The organism is Spirillospora sp. NPDC052242, assembly GCF_040679555.1.
Classification (GTDB): Bacteria; Actinomycetota; Actinomycetes; order Streptosporangiales; family Streptosporangiaceae; genus Spirillospora.
Window position 1 is genome coordinate 38927 of the sequence record NZ_JBFAUZ010000028.1, and the last position, 20727, is coordinate 59653.

Consider the following 20727-nt stretch of genomic DNA (forward strand, 5'->3'; position numbering starts at 1 on the left):
CCGGCAGGAGGCGGGGTTCCTTGCTCGCCTGGTTGTTGGGGGCCCTCACCGGCAGGAGGCGGGGTGCCTTGCTCGCCTGGTTGTTGGGGGCCCTCACCGGCAGGAGGCGGGGTGCCTTGCTCGCCTGGTTGTTGGGGGCCCTCCCCGGCGGGTGGTGCGGTGCCTTGGTCGCCCGGTTGCTGGGGGCCCTCCCCGGCCGACTGCTCGCCGCCGGGGGCGCCGTCTCGATTGCCCATTCAGCCCTCCTCCGCCATAAGGTCGTTATTTTCCGGAAATATTGTGCAACTCGGAGTTGCGATAGTTCTCGGCCGTCTTATCGATTTTCGCGGCGTAGTCCTTGGCGGTGGACATCAGCATCTTGATGTCTTCAAAGGCGAATTGGACGCTGATCGGATAGGCGCCTGCGATGGTTAGGCATGCTGGGCTGAAGTCCCCGCCCTCCAGGTTGTACGTGCCGTCCTTATTGAGTGTGTCTCCGGCCTTTTTTATTAGGGGGATGACATCTCTGTCCAAGTCATCCGCGTGCTGTGCAATGCGCTTGGGGTCGGCATGCTTGGTCATCCGGCAACCTTTCCAAGAGGGATCCTGTTGATCAATTCATCGGCGTGCGCAGGTTTTCATGCGGCCCGGCGCACTGTCGTTGATCGTAGAGAGTTGTCGCCGATGTAGAAGGAAAAGGCGTATTACGGACATGCTTGATTCTGGTTTCGGTCTTCCCCTAAATGGGGTCAGAACGGCGGGGGTTCTTCGGACGGGTCGGTGACGCCTTCGGCGACGGCGGCGGCGCGGCCGGTGAGCGCGGTGCCGAGGACCTCGCCGGTGAGCGGGTCGATGCGGACGCCGTCCACCACGATGGGGGCGCCGGGGTCGTTCGACGCGCGGTCCGGGCACCAGTCGGCGACCGGGCAGCCGCCGCACCACGGGCCGGGCAGCGGGCGGAAGGACTCGTCGGCGTGCCAGCGGGCGGTCATCGAGGTGATCACCTCGCGGGCGGCCTGCCGGACGTCCGGGTCCCACACGTCGAACCGCAGCACCTCGGCGCCCGACGGCGTCATCGTCTCCAGCTCGACGATCCCGCCGCCGTCGCCGCCGAGGACGCCGTGCTTCATCAGCAGGACGGCCAGCGCCAGCTGGGGCACGAGGGTGAAGACCGTCGGGGCGTCCCCGGCCGGGGGAGCGCCCTGCGTCGTCTTCTGCTCCCGGTACACGACGGTGCCGCCCGTGGTGCGGATCAGGTCGGGGTGGGCGATGACCACGACGTCCGCGTCGGTGTCGTGCGCGGCGACCGCCGGTTCCGGCCGGACGTCCGTGGACGGTTCGCGCAGCGGGCACACGTCCACGTGCGCCGCCAGGTACGGGTGGGCGTCCGCGTACTCCTCGGGCGTCAGGACGCCCGCGGCGATGCCGAGCCCGCTCGCCGGGTCGGGCAGGTCGTCCGGGGTGCACGCGGGCGCGCCGGCGCGGCCGTGCGCGAGCTCGAGCCACCGGTGCACCGCGCGGCCCCGCCGCGCCGCCGTCCCGTCCGAACGCTGCGCGGCGGGGACGTGCAGCTCCCGCAGGTGCGCCTGCGCGGGGCACACCAGGTACTGGCGGCCGGTCGTCACCGACCAGGTGCGGCGGTGCGTGCCCCGCCCCTCGAGGCCGAGCAGGCCCGGGACGTCCGGCACCGCGCCGCACGTCGGCAGCGCCTTGCACTCGCCGCAGTCCGACCCCGGCCGGGTGCCCGTGCCGAACGCGATGTCGGTGACGATCGGCCTGGTGCGCTCCCGGTACACGCGGCGGATCTCGGCGGGCGGCGCGTCCACGAGCACCCGCGGCGGCACGTCGCCCGTGAGGACGACCTCGACCAGCCGGACGCGCTCCGGTGCGACCTCGTCCGGGACCACCTCGACCGGCAGGTCCCGGTAGACGTCGCTCTCCGCGCGCAGCCCCGCCGCCGCGACGAACGCGAGCGCGTCGTTCGACGGCGCGTCGCGCTCGCCGGGCCGCCCCACCCGGAGCCGCCGGAACTCCCGCACGGCGCCGTCGGACGACGCGTACCAGCGTCCCCACGCGGTGAGCACCCGCAGCTCCGCGGGCGACTCCGCCTGGACGACCCGCGGCAGCGGCTCCGGACGCACCGCGACGCCCTCGGCCTCGAGGTCGTCGGCGATCCACTCGGCCGCCCGCAGGTACGCGTCGAACGCGTGCCGCACCCACACCGCGACGCCCGGATGCACCGCCGACCGCGCCCGCCCGAGCGCCTGCTCGATCGCCTCCTCCGCGGGGACGTGCCGGAACTCGGTCAGGTTCAGGGCGTCCATCACGAGCCCGAGCGGGAACGTCTCCCACGGCGCGTACCGCCGCGCCCCCCGCTTGCGCGGCCACACCCGCGGCCGGGCCTTGAGCGCGGCGAAGTCGCGGCAGTGCCGGTCGTCGCGGTCGAGCAGGCTCGCCGAGAGCCGGATGACGCCGGGATCGCCGCTCAGCTCCTCGTGCGGCGTCCAGTTTCCGAAGGGCATGTCCGCTCCAGCGCTAGGGGATGACCACGACCATTACAGCACGCGTGAACCCAATCAACCATCGATTCCGAGAAGTCGGTGTGGACGCCTCACCGGTCGGGATCATAGGGCGCGTCCGGGTGCTCCCAGTTGTAGTCGTCGACGATCGCCTTGGCGATCCGGCCGCGGGAGCCGACGTGCCGCCCGTTCGCCCGCGCCCACGCCCGGACCTGCTCCCCGGTGCTCCGCCGCCCGGCCACGGGAGCCTCCGCCGGCCCCGCGTCCCCCATGGTGCCGGACGCGCCCGCGAGCTGCAGGAACTCGAGCGTCCGCGCCTCCACGTCCGACCGCCCCTCGGTGCTCGGCCGGGCCGCCCCCTCGCCCTGCCCGGACGGTCCGCCATCCGTGCCGTCCGCCGCCGGTCGGCGGGGTGCGGCGGGACGGACGTCCGGCCGTGCCGGGGTGCTCGTGGGCGGGTGAGCCTCGGCCGGGTTCGTGTCCCCCGCCGCCGGTTCGGGGAGTGTGGTGCGTGGGACGTCGGGCTGTGCCGGGGCCGTGTCGTCGACCGCCGGTCGAAGGGCGGTGGAGCGGAGGTCCGGTTGTGTCGTGTGCAGGACGGCCGGTCGGGTCGCGTCGGCCCCGGTCGGGACGTCCGAGGTGTCCGGTCGCGTGTCGATTCCGGCCCCCGGCGGGACGGCGTCGTCCGCCGCAGGGCGCGGGACGTCCGGCGGCGCGTCGCCCGTGACCGCGGGGCTCCCGTGCCGGGCGACCGCCTCCTCGGCGTGCTCCCGGCCCGGCGTGATGCCGAGTTCGTCGAGCAGCGGCCACAGCTCCGACATCGCGGATTCGGGATCGCGGTAGAAGACGCTGCCGCGCACCCGCCAGAACCGCCAGCCGAGACGTTCGAGGACGGTCTGCCGGCGCAGGTCGTCCTCCCACTGGTCGGGGCCGTGGAACCTGTCCCCGTCGCATTCGACGGCGAGCTTGCGCCCGCCGCCCCGGACGACGAGGTCGATCCGCAGGTTGCCGACCCGGTGCTGCGGGGTGACCAGGTAGTCGCGGGCCAGCAGCATGCGCAGGACGCGCCGCTCGAAGTCGGACTCGCAGCGCGACTCCAGGTCGGCGGCCAGGTCCGTGGACCGCACTCCGTCGGACGCGTACCGGACGAGCGCCGCCCGCTGGTCATCGGGATTCAGATCGTTCGGCAGCACGCTGTGGAACACCCACATCTGGTCGCGGGCGCGGCTGGCGGCGACGTTGACGCGCTGCTCGTACTGGCGGGACGTGAACGGCGCGCGCGCGGAGTCGGCGACGACGCTGATGAACACGACGTCCCGTTCGTCCCCCTGGAAGCTGTAGGAGTCGCCGCAGCGGAGTCCGCGGCGCTCGTACTCCTCCGGGCCGAGCTTGTCCATGAGCCGCCGCTCGATGTACTGGGCCTGCCTGCTGCTGCTCAGCAGCGAGATGACGCCCATCGTCCGGCCGTCGTAGGCGGGGTCGGCGCAGCACTGGACGACCTGGTCGATGAGGGCGTTCGCCTCCGCCTCGTTGACGTTGCCGATCGGCAGGTCCCGCCGGACGCCGTCCGGGACGTGCACGGCCCGCACGGCGGGCCCGGGCAGCCGGACGTCCGATTCCTCCCTCAACGGCTGGATCTCCCCGCCGTAGTAGTGCTGCGAGGAGAACTCGATGATGCGCGGCAGGCAGCGGAAGTGCTCCCGCAGCCGGACGACCCCGGGGAACAGCCGGGTCGCCGCGTCGTACAGGCTCGACTCCATGTCGAGCAGCATCGAGTTCGGCAGCGTCGGCAGGTGGGTGCGGATCAGCTCGTCCACCCGGTCGCGGCGGATCCCGACGGCGGACGGGCTGATCTGCTTGTCGTCGCCGACCACGACCACCTTGCGGCCGAGGCCGAGCAGGCCGAGCGCGAACACGTCGCACTGGCTGCTCTCGTCGATGACGACGACGTCGAACGGCGGGGCGACCGCCGGATCGAACGACTCCGCCACCCGGTAGTACGGCATGATCCACACCGGGACGGCGCCCATCGCCTCCGGCATCAGCCGCTGCGCCTCCGCGCGCCACTTGCCCGCGCTCGCCCCGGTGCCCTTGCCGATCTTGCGGAGGGTCTGCAGCCAGCCGACCAGCGCGCGGCGCCGGTCGGCGCCGAGGTTGCCCTTCATGGCGAGCCACGCCGACCGGCGGGTCAGCTCCAGCGTGACCCGCCGCTGCTCCTCCTGCGCCGCGTCGAGGCGCCGCTGGACGTCGCCGAGATCGTCCGCGTCGATGATCGCGCGCAGCCACGTCTCGGCGCGCCGCCACTCCCACAGTTCGCCGAGCCGGGCCGGGTCGCCGCACGCGGCGGCGTCCCCGCCGGTCTCCCGGATGCGGCGTGCCCACTGCGGCGCGGCCGCCGCCAGCCGGTCGTGCAGCCCGGTCAGCCGGGCGACCCGCGGCCGGAGCGCCGCGAGCCGGGCGGCGCCGGCCAGCGCGGCGTCCCAGACGCCCCGGTCGCGCTGCCGCACGGCGTTCGCGAGGTCGGTCCACAGCGGGCTCGCCCCCGGACGCCCGCGCGCGTCCGACACGTGCGCGGCGAGGGCGTCCAGCTCGGCCTGGACGGCTCGCTGCCGCGTCCGCGCCCGCAGGCCGCCGAGCACCGAGGCGAGCCGGTGCAGGTCGTCGGGGGACGGCCGGTGCGGGACGGCGTCGGGCGCCACGATCGCGCACAGTTCGGCGCGCAGCCGCGGCCACTCGCCGAACTCCCAGGCCAGCGCGGTGGAGATCTGCTGGACCCGCGCGTCGATCCAGATCTCGACGGCGGCGCCGCCGACGGGCTCGGGCGCGCCGAGCGCCGCGACGAGCTCGTCCCGCCAGAGCCGCACCGCGCTCTCCCGGCGGCGCCGCAGCTCCACGAACGCGATGACGCGCTCGACGTCCGCGGCGGTGCGCGGCGTCTCGCCGTCCAGCACGGTGCCCTTGAGGAACTGCGCCAGCGACCGCTGCGTCAGCCCGGACACCTTCTTGCCCTGGGCGAACCGGGTCCGCGCCTGTTCCAGCAGCGCGAGCGTCTCGCCGGGCGGGCCCGGCGGCAGCTCGACGGCCGCGCCCGCCGTCGCCGCGCGCAGCCGGGCGCATTCGGCGGCGTCCGCGCCGAGCCGCTGCGCGTGCCCCTCCCAGAGCCCGCGCCACTGCGGGGACTGGACGACCTGGTCGCGCAGCCGCTGCAACCACGGTTCCTGCAGGTCACCGAGGGCGTGGGCGGCCTGTCCACAGCGTTCGGCGAGCCGCGCCAGCGCGGGCTCCCCGGCGGCGTCGAGGACGGCCGGGTCGGCGACGTAGTCGCGGTACCCGGCGAGGACCTCCGCGAGCCGCCGCAGCTCCGCCCAGCGTTCCGCGAGGTGCCCGCCCGGCGGGAGCCGGTCGGCGGGCGGCAGGTCGAGCATCGCGTCGCGGGCGTCGCGCTCGCCGATCTCCCCGGCCAGCGCGTAGAGCTCGGCGAGCTCCTCGGCGTCCAGCGGCGGCTCCGACCCGGCGGGCAGCGGGTCGGGGATCCGGTCGAGCTCGTCCTGCCGCCGGGCGAGCCGGTCGGCGACCTCGGCGGCGGGCCGCGGGAAGCCGTCGATCTCGAGCGTCTCCCGTTCCCGCTCCAGCGACGTCCGCAGCCGCTTGCGCAGCGTCAGCACCTCGCCCGTCACCGTGTCGAGCCGTTCCCGCAGCGCCTCCGTGGCGCGCCGCTCCCGCTCCTCGTCGATGCCGTCGGCCGTCCCCGTGATCGCCTGGACGGACTGCTGCAGCGCGGTCAGGTCGGCCGACGACGACCCGAGCACCGCCAGCGACAGGTCCCGCAACTCGTCGGGGATCTTGTCGCGCAGGACGGCGAGCGCCTGGTCCTTGTGCGCGGTGACCAGCACCCGCTTGCCGTGCGCGACCAGGTGCGACACCAGGTTCGCGATGGTGTGGCTCTTGCCGGTGCCGGGCGGGCCCTGGACGGTGACGCCGCTGTGCGACGCGAGCTTGCGGGCGATCTGCTCCTGCTCGTCGTTCGCGGCGAGCGGCAGCAGCAGCCGCTCGGCGACCGGCGCCCACTCGTCCGCGGGGACGCCCGCCGACGCGTCGTCGCCGGTCGCGAGCGCGACCATCGGCGCGGGCAGCCGCCCGCCCTCGGTGACCGTCCGCTTCAGCCGCTCGAAGAAGCGCGGGAACATCACGGGACGTTTGCGGACGAACAGCCGCCACGTCCCGGCCATGACCGGGGTCGGGCCGATCTCCGGGGCCGCGGGCCCGTCGTCGAGGCGGGCGTCCAGCCCGAGCGGGGCGAGGAGCCGCCGGTAGAGGGGACGCACCTCGTCGGGCGCCCACGGGTCGACGGGCGCCGCCCGCAGCTCCTCGGCGATCGGGGCGAGCCGGTCCAGCCCCGGGACGCCGAGGCCCTGCAGGCAGTCCAGCTCCAGGGCGGTCGGCCCGTCGGCCACGATCGCGATCTCGCCGGACGCCGCGTCGAACGCCACCCGCGTCCGCGTGACCAGCAGGGGATGGCAGATCCGGTGCCCGCCGTGGTGCCAGCCCAGGATCCCGTGCCCCCACACCAGTTCGTGCGTGGCCTCGTCGGCGCGCATCCGCTGCCGCAGCCGGAAAAGCGTTTCGTACAGGTCCCGGGCGGCGAGCGCGGCGCGGGCCGCCTCCGCCCACGGCTCCCACACGTCCGCGCGCCACGCGGCCAGGGCCGCCCGCGCGGAGCCGGCGGCGTCCTCGCCGGCCCGTTCCGCGAGGTCGTCCGGCAGCTCCGGCGGGACGCCGGGGTCGTCGCGGCCCACCCCGCTCAGCAGCCCGGCGATCTCCGGCGGGTACGCGGGCGGTTTCGGCTTCGGCGTCTTGCCGACCCGCAGCCACGCCTCCCCGGTCCCGTCCCCGTCCGGGGACACCAGCCGCACCGCCCGATGATCCGGCAGGTCGTCCGGCGCCACCTGCGGCTCGTGGTCCCCCAGGTGCCGGACGGGCTTGGCGTACACCTCCTGCGCGAGCGCCCCCAGATAGTCGTACAGGTGCCCGATCCGCTCCCGCGTCATGGCCTCATCGGTCACGTACGCCCTCGCATCCCTTCAACGCAGCCTCACCCGCGCCCGCGTCCACCGTGGTGACGATCTTCGCAAGCGGTCTGTGTGGGACGTCCGGCGATACTTCACGGTTGTCCCGGCGACCTTCCCGGCAGCGGCCGAACCCGCCCCGGCGGGTCAGCGGCCGCCGAGGGGGACGGTGACGCCGCCGGAGAACATCGAGTCGTGGAGTTCGATGGCCTTGAGCTTCACGTTCTTCGGGACGTCGAAGATGACGACGCCCTTCACCGAGTTCCCGGGGTTGATCTGCTCCAGGAACGACCTCGTGTCCTGGTTGCTCCAGATGGCCGCCTCGGTGTCGGCCTCGAACTCGCGCCCCCGGGTGTCGATGAGCGTCTGGTTCGTCCCGTCGAACATGCGGGCCTCGTCGCCGATGTTCTCGACGGTGACGTGGACGAGGACGTACTGGCCCTGTGCCTCCGAGCCCGCGTACTCGTTCCCGACCCGCGCGACGCCCTTCTTCACCTTGGTGACGGTGAAGGCGAACTTGCCGTCCCTGTACTCGCGCCCGATCCCGTCGGCGACCTTCTCCTTCCCCTTTCCCTTGCCGTTCTCGGGCCCCGCGCTCTTCTCGGCGCCCGCACCGCCGGCGGCGGCCTGCTCGCCGCCCGTCCCGGCCCCGCCTCCGGTCTCCGTGCCGGACGACGTCGCCGCCGGGTCGGACGCGGTGGCGACGATCGCCCCGCAGGCGCCCATCAGGAACAGGGCCGCGACACCGCCGACGACCGCGTAGAGGCAGCCCTTGCCGCGCTGCTTGGGCGGGGGCGCCGCCGGGTAGCCGGGCGGAGGGGGCAGGTGATGCGGGCCGTGCGCGCCCGCGTGCTGCGGACGGGGTGCGGGGTTTCCGTGGCCGGGGTTCATGGTCTCTCTCCGAACTTCTCGGCGGCACCTGGGTGTCCGCGAGTGGCTCCGCGCTCGTCCGGTGCGGTGTCTGATGTTCACATCAAAGCACAGTAGCTATGTGAACGCAATCAACCATCGAAATGCCGCCCGTGCGTTCACTCCCTCGGATGTGGATCCGCGATACCGTGAACCAGGTCAACCGGCTCGACGGGCCGGTACCGCTAGGGTGTGATCACTGAACGCCGCCTGAACGTCGGCTGTAAGGAGAGCTGGTGTGTCGAACGATGCGACCGTGACCGCTGCCGACATCGCCCGATTGGCGGGGGTGGGGCGCGCGGCGGTGAGCAACTGGCGGCGCCGGCACGACGACTTCCCGCAGCCGGTCGGCGGCACGGCCACCAGCCCGACGTTCTCGCTCGGCCAGATCGAGATCTGGCTGCGCGACCAGGGCAAGCTGGCCGACCCGCCGCTGCGCGAGCGCGTCTGGCAGACCCTCCGGCAGGCCGCGGCCGGCGACGTCGAGCTGTCCGACGTCATGACGTTCGCCGGGGCGTTCCTGCTCGCCCTGCACGCGGACCCCGCCCTCCGGAACGACCTGTCCGCCCACCCGGACGACCGCGCCGGCGAGGCCCTCGCCGCCGCCGTCCGCGCGCACACCGACCGGCTCCCCGCCTCCTTCGACGTCGCCGCGCACGTCTCGCCCGCGCGCGCGCTCGCCGGGCTCGCCGACGAACTGGGCACCGCGGACGCCTTCGAGTTCCTGCGCACGCGCTACCTGGAGCACCACAGCCGCCGCGTGTACATGACGCCCGAACCGGTCGTCCGCCTGATGCTCGACTTCGCGACGGAAACCCCACGCACCGTCCTGGACCCAGCCTGCGGCACGGGTGCGTTCTTGACCGCCGCGCAAGACGTCTACAAGAACGTGCAAGAGCTCCTCGGCCAGGAGATAGACGAGACGACCGCGCGCATGACCGCGGTACAGCTCGCACTGCGCGGTGCCCCGGCCGAGGTCCGTCCGGGCGACTCCCTGCGCGACGACGCGTTCGCGGGACGCGCCGCCGACCTCGTCGTCACGAACCCCCCGTTCAACGACCGCAACTGGGGATACGAGGAGCTGACCGGCGATCCCCGGTGGGAGTACGGGCTGCCGCCCCGCATGGAGTCGGAGCTCGCCTGGCTGCAGCACGGCCTCGCGCACGCCGCGCCGGGCGGCCTCGTCGTGATGCTGGTGCCGCCCGCCGTGGCCGCCCGCCGCTCGGGCCGCCGCATCCGCGCCGAGCTGCTGCGCCGGGGCGCGCTGCGCGCCGTCGTCGGGCTGCCCGCGGGCGCCGTCCCGAACATGGCCGTCGCGGTCTCCGTCTGGGTGCTGCGCCGCCCCGCCCCCGGGGACCAGCCCGCCGACGACGTCCTCATGGCGGACGTGTCCGCCGAGCCCGACGCGTACCACGAGGCCGCGGTGGACGCGTGGAGCCGCTACCTCGACGGCCGCCCGCAGCGCGGCGCCGCGACCGTCGTCCGCATCATCGACCTGCTCGACGACGAGGTCGACCTCAACCCCGCGCGGCACCTGCCGCAGCGCACCGCGCCGTCCGCCGGGGGCGCCTTCACCCGCGAACGCGAGCGGCTCGAGAGCGCCGCCGCCGCGCTGCCCCGGGCCGTCACCGCGCTGGAGCTGCTGAAGCAGGCGCGCGGCGGCGAGGAGCCCGCGATGACGACGATCGGCGAGCTGGCGAAGGCCGGCGTCCTGCAGATCCTGCGCGTGTCGCCCCGCATCCGGATGGACGAGGGCACCGTGCCCGTCCTCACGCTCGAGGACGCCGCCCGCGGCCGGGGCCCGACCGGGTCCGCGGCGCCCGACGAGGACCACGTCCGGATCCGGGCCCGCGACATCGTCGTCTCCCAGATCGCCCGCCACCCGATCGCGCGCGTCGCCCCCGAGGACGGCCCGGTCCTCGGGCCCGGCCTGACGATCGTCCGCGTCGACCCCGCCCGCAGCGACCCCGACTTCGTCGCGGGCTGGCTGCGGCTGGGCGCCCGGGGCGCGAGCCTGCGCAGCTCCACGTCGTCCGCCCGGTTCGACGTCCGCCGCGCCCGGCTGCCCCGCCTCACCCTCGACGAGCAGGCCGGATACGGCGAGGCGTTCCGCCGCCTCACCGACCTGGAGGAAGCCCTGCGCACCGCCCAGGAGGCCGGCGACCAGGTCCTCACCCTCGGCCTCGAAGGGCTCGGCGCCGGAACCCTCCGCCCCCGCGCCTGACGGCCACGCCCCGTCGGCCGGCGCGGCGGCGACCGGCGGCACCGGTGGTCCGTCCACACGCGGATCCACTGGGCCGACGGTCGCCGCGGCCTCTGACCCCGCCCGGACGTCGGTACCCTACGCACACGAGACCGGACGGAGGAGGTGGGAGTGCGGCGCGGCGATCTCCTCGGAGAACGCGATCGGTACGAGCTGGACCAGGCGATCGGGCGCGGCGGCATGGGCGAGGTCTGGCGGGCCTACGACCGGTTCCTCGACCGGCGGCTCGCGATCAAGTTCACCGTCGTCGACGACGAGGTCCTGGCCGGACGGTTCGAGCAGGAGGCGCGCAGCACCGCCTGGTTCGAGCACCCCGGCGTCCCGACCGTGTACGACTTCGGGCGGCACCGCGACGCCGACCGCGGCCACTGCTTCTACCTGGTGATGCAGTACGTCGAGGGCCTCACGCTCGCCGACGTCGTCGACGCCCACGAGCGGCTGCCGGTCCCGTGGGCGGCCCTGATCGCCGCGCAGGTCTGCGCGGTGCTGAGCGTCGCCCACCGGCGCCCGCTCGTCCACCGCGACCTCAAACCCGGCAACCTCATGCTGTGCCCGGACGGCTCGGTGAAGGTCCTCGACTTCGGTGCGGCGGTCGGCCTCGGACCCGACGACGTGCGCCGCACCACCACCGGCCTCGGCGCGCCCCACACGCCCGGCTACACGGCCATGGAGCAGGTCTACGGAGCGCCGAGCCCGCAGAGCGACCTGTACTCCCTCGGGTGCGTCCTCTACGAAATGCTCACCGGACGCCAAGTGTTCGAGGGAGCGACCCCATACGAGGTGACGCGTCGCCACGAGACCGAAGACCCGACCCCACCCCGCGTACTGCGTCCCGACATTCCGCCTGGGCTCGACACTCTCGTCCTTGAACTTCTCGCCAAGCAACCCGGCGACCGCCCAAGAGACGCCGAACACGTCTACCGACGACTCCTGCAGTTCGTCTCCACCCTCGAACCGCTGCCGGGCGTCGTCACGTCCCCGCCCGCGCACCTCTACGCGCACGCCGTCAGCCGCATCAAGGTCGCCGCGGCCCCGCCCCGCGTCGAGGAACCCGTCGAGCTGCCCACCCGCAGCGAGGTCGTCCGGGCCCGGACGGAGGCCGAGACCCTCGCGGGCGAGGGCCGCTACACGCAGGCCGCGGAGGTCCTCTCCGGCCTCACCGAACCCGCGCGCCTCGCCCTCGGCGACGACGACGCCGAGTACGTGAGCCTCCGCCGCGACCTCGCCGACGTCCTCTACAGCGGCGGCGACTACCGCCGCGCCGCCCACGCCTACCGCGCCGCCGCCGGCCTCCTCACCGAGTGGTACGGCCCGGACGCCCCCGAGGTGCTGCACTGCCGCGAGCTCGAGGCCGTCTGCCAGGCCCAGCTCGGCGCGTCCGCGACCGCCCTCGCCCGCCTGGAGGACCTCGCGGACGACGTCGGGCCGTCCGGCGACCTCGCCTTCCGCATCCGCGAACGCATCGCGCGCCTCAAGCTCGCCATCGGCCGGACCGCCACCGGCAAGGACGAACTGGCCGCGCTCCTAGAGGACGTCCGCAAGACCAACGGCGAAGAAGACCCTCAGGCCCTCTCCCTGCAGGCCCTCCTCACCGAGCTGGACTAGGCAGGAAAGGACTCGGCTTCGCCGCATAAGACACGTACAGGTGGTCCCGCGCGCGCGTGCACGCCACGAACAGCAGGCACCGCTCCTTCTGGACGTCCTGCGCGTGCGCCTTCGGATCCTCATCCTCCGGCGTGAGCGCACGAAGGAGCGGCAAGGAGCCTTCGTCCGCGCCCACCACGGCGATACAGCGGAACTCCAGTCCCTTCATCTTGTGCATGGTCGCGACCTGCACGCGGCCTGCCGAACCGGGTACTTCTTCCGCCGGTACACCGGCGTCGGCGAGTTGTTCGACAACGTTCCGCACGACCTTCCCGAACCGTGTCGCGATCCCGATCGATCCGGGCTCCACCCCGTCGTCGATCCACGCCCGTACCTGTTCGACAAGTCCGTCCAGTTCCGCGTGCGGGTCTCCGTACTCCCGCACGATCGGCCTGCGCCCGTGCATGGGGGAGCGGTAGCCGTCCAGCGTGTCCGCCGAGTCGTCGAGCCCCTGCACTGGTGCCGATCCCAGTAGCGGCACAGCCCACTGAAGGATCTCGTGGGTGGTCCGGTAGTTCAGCTTGAGTTTCGTGCTGCGCCCACGCACGTTGATGCCGAGGCCGGCGAGGGACACGTGGCTGTCGTAGATCCGCTGGTGGGGATCGCCGACGATGAACAGGTCGTCCGGCCCGGGCGCCGCCAGTCGCCGCAACAGCCGCCACTGCGCCGGGTGGATGTCCTGCGCCTCGTCGACGAGCACGTGGTCATATTCGGGTCCGTCCAGCAGCTCCGCGGCCTTGTCCGCCAGCTGTGGGAACGTCGACTTGCCTGCTGCCGTCAGCCTGTCGGTAACGTGCCGGACAGCCCGCCACACCACCGTCCGCTGTCCCTTTCCCAGCGGGACACCACGCCCTGCCCTGGTACAGGCCAGGTACTCGTCCTCGCTGCCCAGTCCCTGCGCGAGGACGATCTGCTCCCATTCGCGCCGCAGGAACGCGGGCGAGAACGGCGTCCCCTCCGCCGCTTCGTCCCACAGCTCGTCCAGGAAATCCGAGCTGGCCAAGAGGGGCCGGTAATGCCGTCCCACGATCCCGTACGACACGGCGTCCACGTTCCGCACATGGATTCGCTCTCGTACCTCCGGGTCTTCCACCAGCAGTTCCAGCTGCTGCCGCAGCGCCTCCGCAAGGTTCTTCGTGAACGTCGTGAGCAGGATCCGGGCGCCCTCACGCCCGGCGAGGAACCGGGCCCGGTGCAACGCGGTCACCGTCTTTCCCGTTCCCGCCCCGCCGGTCACCTGCGCGGGGCCGTTGTACCTCTTGAACGCGACCTTTCGCTGCACCGGGTGCAGGAAGATCCGCCAGGTATCGAAAGGATGCGCCAAGATGTCTCGGAGTTCCTCGGGACCCTTGACGAATACGATCTGCCCGGGAGTTCGGCGCATCGCCGTCACCAGATCGTCCGGGTCGACCTCCTTCGGCGTGTTCTCCTCCGGTAGGTACTGCGCGATCTCCGCCCAGGCCTGCTGCGGGCTCATACCTTGCGCCAGGGCCAGCAACGCGAGGTACTGCGCATCTGGCAGCAGCTTCTCCAGCGCCTGCAGGTGCGCCTCAGCGGTCAGCAGCCGTACCAGCGGGACCAGCTCCGGGTCGATTCCCAGCTGTACGAGGTCCTTGTCGGGAACGTGTTCGAACAGCCGCTCTTCGGTGCCTTCGGCGGCCTTCCTCAGCGCGGGCGACATTTCCTCCAGCGCGGTTTCGTCCCGCACCTCGAGCACTCCGAGCCGCTGGTTCACCGAAAATCGCCGGCTCCGCGCGTACTCGATCGCGTCGTCGTGCCCCAGCACCGCCAGCAGGCAGTACGTGTCGCCCTGCTCCGGGGCCAGCACGACACCGCGCCAGAACTGGTCGATCCGGATCGTCCGGATCCGCGGATCCCGCGCGTTCCGCAGCTTTTCCAGGTGCAGCCCCGCATGCGTGTGTTCGGCGAACTTCGCGAACGCCGCCTCGACACCCCGCCGCACTTGGGGCTCCAGCTTGGCGTACTGCGGCATGAACGCGCTCGCAATGGCCAGCTCAGCCACCTCACACGTCCTTCCCAACCGAGATCGAAGGTCAGACGCCCATCCTAGAGATTCTCAACTTTCTGTGATGACTCGGCCTGACCGGCCCCAAGGTCGGCTCCCGACACCAGCAGTTCCGCTATGACGAGGTCAACGCCGGTCAGCTCGGGGGCCGCTCCGGCCAGCGTCACCCACCACTTGCGCATCGAATCGGCACAGCGAACGGCCTCCCCGTCGCCCCGCGCCGCGAGGCGCGCCACCAGCGCCAGCCCCATAGACACCGCGGGCAGCAGTTGCCAGTCCGCCGCCGAACGCCCCGGCATGCGCCTCTCGACCTGTTCGCCGAGCCCCTGCGGTCCGAGCACGTCTCGGACCCCCGCCAGCACCGTGCCCGCCTGCCGGGCGAGCGACGAGACGACCGGGGCGCGACGCGCGTCGAACAGCCGCCGCGCCGCCGCCAGCCGGGTATCGGGATCCAGCAGTGCCTGCGGGACGACATGAGCCGCGCTCCACACGGCGTCCAACTGCTCCGCGCTCATGTGCGCCAGCCGCGCGGACTCCGGACCGAACCGTCCCACCTCCGCGTACGGATCGCCGAGCCCGCGCAGCAGCGACTCGGCCGAGTCGCCGCATACGTCCTGCGCCGTCTCCCGCCAATAGTCGTCGCCTCCGGCGCCGAGCAGCGTGGCGGCCACCGGGGCCGTCGACCACAGCTGCCTGAGCCGCCGCCGCTCCGAGACGAGTCCGTCCGTCCGGACGGCCGCCGCCGCGATCCCCGTCTCGACCAGAAGGGGAACGACGTGATCCGCGGGCAGACCGGCCGATGGCAGCGCGGCCAGCGCGGCGGACGGCTCGGCGGCCAGCAGCCGTTCGCACGGCCCGGCGATGTAGGGTGCCGCGCCGCATTCCTGCAGTTCGTCGGCGAGATCGACGATCGTCCAGAGCCGCTCGAGCCGGGACGCACGTGCAGGCGGCGGCCCCTCCCCGACGAGGAATCGCCCCAGGGCGGTCTCCTCCTCGTCCCCGGCCTCGTACGACCCCCACCGATCGCAGGTGAACGCCTGCCCGGAAGGCCACCGCGGCCACTCCGTGAACGCCCACGGATCCTCTACCTGCAGCAGCACCCGAACCGGTCCGGCCTCCCGCAGCTCCTCCGGCAGCTTCACGCGGCCGTCCTCGACCGGCAGCGTCAGCGGTCCCCGCCACGGGGCGGTGACCAGGTATACGCCCGCGGTCAGCCCGTCGACGTCGACGGCGTCCCGCAGCAGCAAATGGCCGCCGCCGTCCTCGACGCCGGTGGCAAGCTGCCTGGGCCGGACGAGAACCAGCGGTGTCTCACCGAGCAGCAGTTCGGCCTGCTTGTACTCGGCGATCGAGTCGGCGATGCGCGCGAGCCGGTACCTGGCCGTGCCGCCGCGTTGCCTCCCGTCCGGTGCCAGCGACAGCACGCCGCCGGACCGCGTCACCAGCTCGAGCGGGGGCAGCGACGCGGCCCCGGGCAGCCGGACGAGCAACTCGCCGGGCTCGTCGAACGGCTCGCTCGCCAGCCGCAGCGGCGCGGCGCTCCACACGGCGCCAGCCTCCGGGCGCTGGTGCATCACCTCCAGGTGCGGAGGCGTGACCACCAGCGGCTCGCTGCCGTCCCCGGCCTGGAAACTGACGACGCGCGCCCGGTCCCCGGCCCCGAACCGGACCTCCCGGGGAACGACCGCGGCCCCGTGCGGCGCCGCCAAGACGGCGGTGGCCGGCGACAGCCCACCGGTCGCGAACAGGCGGACCGCGGGACGGAAATCGACTCTCAACCCCCCGGCCAGGACGACCGAGCGGCGCGTACCGCGCCCGAGCGGTCCCCGCACCACCACGTCGAACGCTCCCGACAACGGGCGGGCGAGCTCGTCCCACAGATCGTCGACGGTGTGCGGACCGGGCGTCGTGACGCTCCGGCCCGCCAGCACCCGGCCGTCCGCGCTCGACCGCACCTCGACACGCCACGTGGTCTCGACCCCGACGGCGGGCAGGAGCACCGTCGGTGCGACGGCGTGGACGGGCGAGCCGTACGGGGTCGTGACGCCGTCCAGCGGCCGGTCCAGAACGATGCGCGGACGCGCGAACCCGCGCACCGGGCGCGTCCGTTCCAGCCCGAGCGACCGGACGCCGTCCAGGTCCAGCAGCCGCAGCCGCCATCCCGCCCAGCCGAGCGGCAACGCCGCGTCCGCGCGCTCCTGGACGGGACCGTCCAGGGTGAGATCCCGATCGTCTGGATGCAGCACCCACACCGGCTCGGCGGGCAGCGGCACCCCCGCCGGGATCTGCCGCCCGTCCTCGGCGAACACCAGCAGCGGATCGCGCGGGTCGACCACCTGCAACTCGGCCTGCAGCTCCGAGCCCGCCAGCGACACCAGAACCGTCCGAACGGGGCCCTGCAAGGGGTGGGAAGTAGCCGGTGTTCCTTCCACGGCCCCCGCCCACTCGGCCCGGCTGCGCACCACGGCCCGTTCGGCGTCGGCGGTGATGTGCCAGGAGGCGACGCCGTCCGGCGCGTCCCCGATCGCGGGAAGCCTGACCTCCACGCCCTTGCCGAAGGGATCGAGCGCCAGCCGCGGACGTTCCGCCGCCGCCCTTCCGCGCCCGCCCGCCGGGGCGAGCGGCAGCGAGCCGTCTTGGACGAGGCGGAGCGCCCGCTCCGCGAACCGGCCGGGCAGCCCGACCGACACGTCGTCGGGTGTGTGCCGCGCCCGCTCCAGCAGGTCGATGCAGCGCTCGACCACGTCCAGGGCGAAGTCGCCTCCGTGCTTCAGGAAGCGCCGCACCGGCACGTCGAGCTCGTCCAGGCGCAGCTCCTTGCCGGGCGCAGTGGCCCAGCTCAAGAACGACTCGGCGTCCAGGCCCGGTGTGACGTTGCGCTGGTGCGCGAGCAACCGGAAGAAATCGTCGAGGCAGTACGTCGGCATCCCCGCATGCATGAGGATCCGCCCCACGTACCGCGACATGTGCAGATCGGGGAACGTCGGCAATCCCAGCTCGCCGAGCGCGTGTAGGAAGCCGCCGCCCCAGACGGCCTGGTCGTCGGCGTTCCCGCTATAGCCGACGGCGTCCCAGAAGGAAGCCCAGTACGTCCCTTTCGCATAGCGATCCGCCGCGACCCACGTCATCGCGACGACCGTGCACGCGGGCCATCGGTCGAAGATCAGCCCCGGATCGCGTTCGGCGTCCAGACGTTCGCGATACAGCCGTCCGAGCACCCCGGCGACCTGCTCGGCGTGCTCGCGACGCACCTCGACCTCTGCGGCGAGCGACACCCCGCCGAGCCGCCGCGACCACGACTTCTCGCGCAGATCGAGCAGCTGTCGGGGGGTGGCACGCATCATGGCACCAGATTCTTGACCAATCCGGCGAAGACCGTCACCTGGTTCAGCTGGTCATCGGTCAGCGGGTCCGGCCGGAAGTGCGCGACCTCGTTGCGGATCTTCCGGACGGCGTCGAGCCGCCGCACGAAGTCGTCCTGAGGAAGGCCCCAGTTGAGAAGCGCCCATCGGTCGGGTTTTGCGAACACTTGCTGAATCTGCCAGACGGTCAGGTCGTCCGGGCTCTCGGCCCGGTTGTTGCCGGACGCCGCGCGCAGTTCCTCAACGGTCGCGCACATTCGCTTGACGCAGGTACGCAGCCGCCGCTCGATCTCGCCCAAGCGTAGGAATGGTCCGGTCAGGCTGCCGAACGCCATACTGAGGTCTGCGGCGGTCACCAGGCCGGTGATCCGCTGAGCCTCGTCCCGGACGAACACGCAGTCGTGCTGGTTGATCTCGGGGAGGGTCACCAGGAGATCCGCATGGACGTCGACGACATGCGCGTGCACTGTCGCGTCCGCGAGCGATTCGCACTTGCCCCGGGCATGCGCCAGCGCGATCGACTGCCAGGTCACCACGCCCTTGAGCACATACGGGCCGGCCATCACCGGAAGCTGGGAGAAATAGTTCTCCAGCATCACCATCCTGGCGCGAGGCAGGTCATCGTCGGGAGAAAGGCAGACGAGCGCGCCTTCGGGCAGCCGCGCGGTCGGCAGGTCCGCGATGCGCAACGACGCCGGGGCGAACGTCTCCTCCTCGGTGCCGACGGCGGACTCGTCGGCCGCCGTGGTGTCATCGGTGTCCACCGCGCGGACGGTCACGGGCGAGTCGAGATGGCCGTGGATCAGCGTCGGGACGCAGCACAGTCCGGCCTCGGCCAGCATCCCCTCGATCCGTCCGACGATCTCCGGGTCCCGGTTGCGCTCGCCGAACAGCTCCAGCAGCTCCGCCACCGTCAGCTCGACGGGACGCATCGTCGCGCGAGCCAGTTCCTGGGGAAGCCTCATGCGACCATCTCCGAGTCGGCCTCCGGCTCATAGTCGTCGCCGGATTCCGGCGCCTCGGCGGCGGGGATGGCGGACTTGCCCATGGCCGCCTCGACGAGCTCGAGCAGCCGCTTCGTCCGGTCCCGGTAGAACAACTCGAAGTCCATCGCGCGCAACGCCGAGGGATCGATCAGGTGCGTGGCGATGATGTCGTCCAGCCAGTTCTCGGGCAGGCCGGTGTCGGTTTCCAACGCGCGCAGGTAAAGGTTCGGAGCGCGACCTCCGACGAGCTGCGCGGTCCGGTTGGCCAGCAGGGTCTTGTTGACGATGCTGGCGTACTTGTCGCGCGAGACGTTGTTCTTCTCGCACCAGCCTCGAGGGAAGATCTGTGCGAGATCGACCTTGTGATTGAAGAAGACGTCCCTGTCGATCGGCGCGCGGTTGTGGGTCCAGTCTTTGCAGCCCTGCCGCATGAGGAGCGCGTACACGCCCTTGTAGGCGGCGCTGACGCGGCTGCGCATGGTGCCGAGCCGCGCCTCCTGGAATACGGCCTCGCCGACCGATGCGGGTTCCCGGCCGCCGCGCACCCACGCCACCACCTGTTCGAGGTCGCGGGGGAGCCGCGTTTCGGGGGAGCCGCCGTACTGCTCGCCGAGGACACCGCACCAGTACCAGCGCGCGATCTTCCCGTACGCCTCGTCGGTGTCGGTCGCCTCGCCGAGCACGGTCCGGATCGCGGCGAGTGCGATGAGCTGCGTCATGTAGGGAATGTCGGAGACCTGGAAGATGCACTCGCGCTGCAGGAACTGGTCCGTCCAGTGGAGAGCGTCGACCACCTTGGGCGAGTATTCGAGGTACTCCTCGAGCGGCAGCTCGAGGATGTCCTTGCGCTTGCAGCTCGCCGCGGGCTGCGTGTACGGGTCGGCGTCCTTGCGTCCGCGCCGCCGGAAGTAGGTGGACACCAGCGTGACCGCCTGGAGGAAGTCCGTACCGCCGAGCCCGGCACGGTCGGACGTCAGCATGGTCTTGGCAGCGAGATCCCGCCGGATCTTCTCCCACTCTTCGTGCAGCTGAAAGTCCGTCCCGTGAGCCTCGAAGTAGGCCGGATCGGCCGCGTAGGACGCTGTCACCAGCTCGAACACGGTCAGCGGGACACCACCGGTGTTGACCTTCTCGAAGACCGTGCAGACGGCCTCCTTCGGGGTGTCCTTGGTGAGCTTGATGACCGGGATCTGATACTGGGTGATGTTGTCGAGGACTTGAAGTGTGAAACGTTCCCACGCCCCCCACCGCACGTCATCGCTCCCCGCGTACTTACGCATCCATCGCTGAGTGGCAGGGGTGTCGAACACGAGCCGGAGCGGGTACAGGCCGGCCGCGGCCTCCTGCTCGACAGTGCCGAGCTCGACCGGGCCGCCCGGCGACTTCACAACGCGGGATTCGTCCACCGAGAGGATCGCGTCCTCCCGGTCGGCGGACTCGTCGATCGCCTTCTCGATGTCGATGTAGTACCAGCGCCGCAGTTTCTTGCCCCTGGCGTCCATGGTCTGGACCGGCGCCCCGGAACGCAGCGACTGGAACAGCGAGGTCATGCGCTGCTGGCCGTCCATGAAGAGCAGGTCAGGGGCCTCGGTGCCCGCCTGGGCGCCCTCCAGCGGACGGGGCTTGAAGCGCGTTCCGGAGCCACCTGTCTCCAGCGCCATCATCACGCCCATGGGGTAGCCCATTGACAGGGTCGCGAGCAGGGAGACGATTCGCTCGTCATCCCACTTCCAATGACGCTGGAAGTCCGGCAGCTGGATACGTCCGTCCGCCACCTGATCGAGAAGGTCTCGGAGTAGAAGCTGAGGGGTTTCGTAAGGCACGCCGACACTCCTCCGACCGCGTTGTCGAGTTAGTGCGACGAGGCTAACCCCGTCAAGCCCGCTCTGACCGCCGATTAACGAAGTGTCGGCCGCATCCGGCAACGTTTTACGTTCGTGACCAGGACCGGCGTGCGTACTGTCGGCCGCTGC

10 protein-coding genes are annotated in these 20727 nt (G+C 72.2%); 2 read left to right on the top strand and 8 right to left on the bottom strand.

All coding sequences use genetic code 11. From position 1 onward, the window contains the following. Positions 1–261: 261 nt before the first annotated feature. The 4 genes from AB0L25_RS23095 to AB0L25_RS23110 all read right to left on the bottom strand — a co-directional run bounded on the left by AB0L25_RS23095 (position 262) and on the right by AB0L25_RS23110 (position 8455). The gene (locus AB0L25_RS23095) at positions 262–561 is read right to left on the bottom strand and encodes a hypothetical protein (protein WP_500174714.1); all 300 of its coding nucleotides are present in this window, start codon (positions 559–561) and stop codon (positions 262–264) included. A 167-nt stretch (positions 562–728) separates the two neighbouring features. Continuing rightward, a complete protein-coding gene (locus AB0L25_RS23100; RefSeq protein WP_500174715.1) occupies positions 729–2501 on the bottom strand; it encodes a PD-(D/E)XK nuclease family protein in 1773 nt (590 codons plus the stop codon). 89 nt (positions 2502–2590) lie between these two features. Further along, positions 2591–7561 carry a PDDEXK-like endonuclease domain-containing protein gene (locus tag AB0L25_RS23105; RefSeq protein ID WP_500174716.1) on the bottom strand — a complete coding sequence of 1657 codons (4971 nt, stop codon included), beginning with the start codon at positions 7559–7561 and terminating at the stop codon, positions 2591–2593. A 150-nt stretch (positions 7562–7711) separates the two neighbouring features. Continuing rightward, on the bottom strand, positions 7712–8455 hold the full coding sequence (locus AB0L25_RS23110; protein ID WP_500174717.1) for a DUF4352 domain-containing protein: 744 nt from the start codon (positions 8453–8455) through the stop codon (positions 7712–7714). A 274-nt stretch (positions 8456–8729) separates the two neighbouring features. Here AB0L25_RS23110 and AB0L25_RS23115 point away from each other — a divergent pair, with 274 nt between their 5' ends. Further along, positions 8730–10697 carry an HsdM family class I SAM-dependent methyltransferase gene (locus tag AB0L25_RS23115; protein ID WP_500174718.1) on the top strand — a complete coding sequence of 656 codons (1968 nt, stop codon included), beginning with the start codon at positions 8730–8732 and terminating at the stop codon, positions 10695–10697. A gap of 150 nt (positions 10698–10847) precedes the next feature. Beyond that, positions 10848–12341 carry a serine/threonine-protein kinase gene (locus AB0L25_RS23120; protein WP_500174719.1) on the top strand — a complete coding sequence of 498 codons (1494 nt, stop codon included), beginning with the start codon at positions 10848–10850 and terminating at the stop codon, positions 12339–12341. On the opposite strand, the gene AB0L25_RS23125 is transcribed toward AB0L25_RS23120, so the two are convergent. The 4 genes from AB0L25_RS23125 to AB0L25_RS23140 are packed head-to-tail and all read right to left on the bottom strand — an operon-like array spanning position 12325 to position 20577. Beyond that, positions 12325–14403, bottom strand: coding sequence for a UvrD-helicase domain-containing protein (locus AB0L25_RS23125; protein WP_500174720.1), 2079 nt, complete (start codon positions 14401–14403; stop codon positions 12325–12327). The genes AB0L25_RS23120 and AB0L25_RS23125 overlap by 17 nt on opposite strands. Positions 14404–14447: 44 nt before the next feature. Further along, positions 14448–17750, bottom strand: a complete 3303-nt coding sequence (locus tag AB0L25_RS23130) for a hypothetical protein (RefSeq protein ID WP_500174721.1) — start codon at positions 17748–17750, stop codon at positions 14448–14450. Further along, positions 17747–18733: a CBS domain-containing protein gene (locus AB0L25_RS23135; protein WP_500174722.1), complete on the bottom strand. Its 987-nt coding sequence runs from the start codon at positions 18731–18733 to the stop codon at positions 17747–17749. The genes AB0L25_RS23130 and AB0L25_RS23135 overlap by 4 nt, the downstream gene beginning before the upstream one ends. Beyond that, on the bottom strand, positions 18730–20577 hold the full coding sequence (locus tag AB0L25_RS23140) for a GmrSD restriction endonuclease domain-containing protein (RefSeq protein ID WP_500174723.1): 1848 nt from the start codon (positions 20575–20577) through the stop codon (positions 18730–18732). The genes AB0L25_RS23135 and AB0L25_RS23140 overlap by 4 nt, the downstream gene beginning before the upstream one ends. Positions 20578–20727: the final 150 nt, after the last annotated feature.

Bases quoted from the DNA above. Each gene is read 5' to 3' on its own strand.
- AB0L25_RS23095 (WP_500174714.1), bottom strand. From the start codon at position 561: ATGACCAAGCATGCCGACCCCAAGCGCATTGCACAGCACGCGGATGAC.
- AB0L25_RS23100 (WP_500174715.1), bottom strand. From the start codon at position 2,501: ATGCCCTTCGGAAACTGGACGCCGCACGAGGAGCTGAGCGGCGATCCC.
- AB0L25_RS23110 (WP_500174717.1), bottom strand. From the start codon at position 8,455: ATGAACCCCGGCCACGGAAACCCCGCACCCCGTCCGCAGCACGCGGGC.
- AB0L25_RS23130 (WP_500174721.1), bottom strand. From the start codon at position 17,750: ATGATGCGTGCCACCCCCCGACAGCTGCTCGATCTGCGCGAGAAGTCG.
- AB0L25_RS23135 (WP_500174722.1), bottom strand. From the start codon at position 18,733: ATGAGGCTTCCCCAGGAACTGGCTCGCGCGACGATGCGTCCCGTCGAG.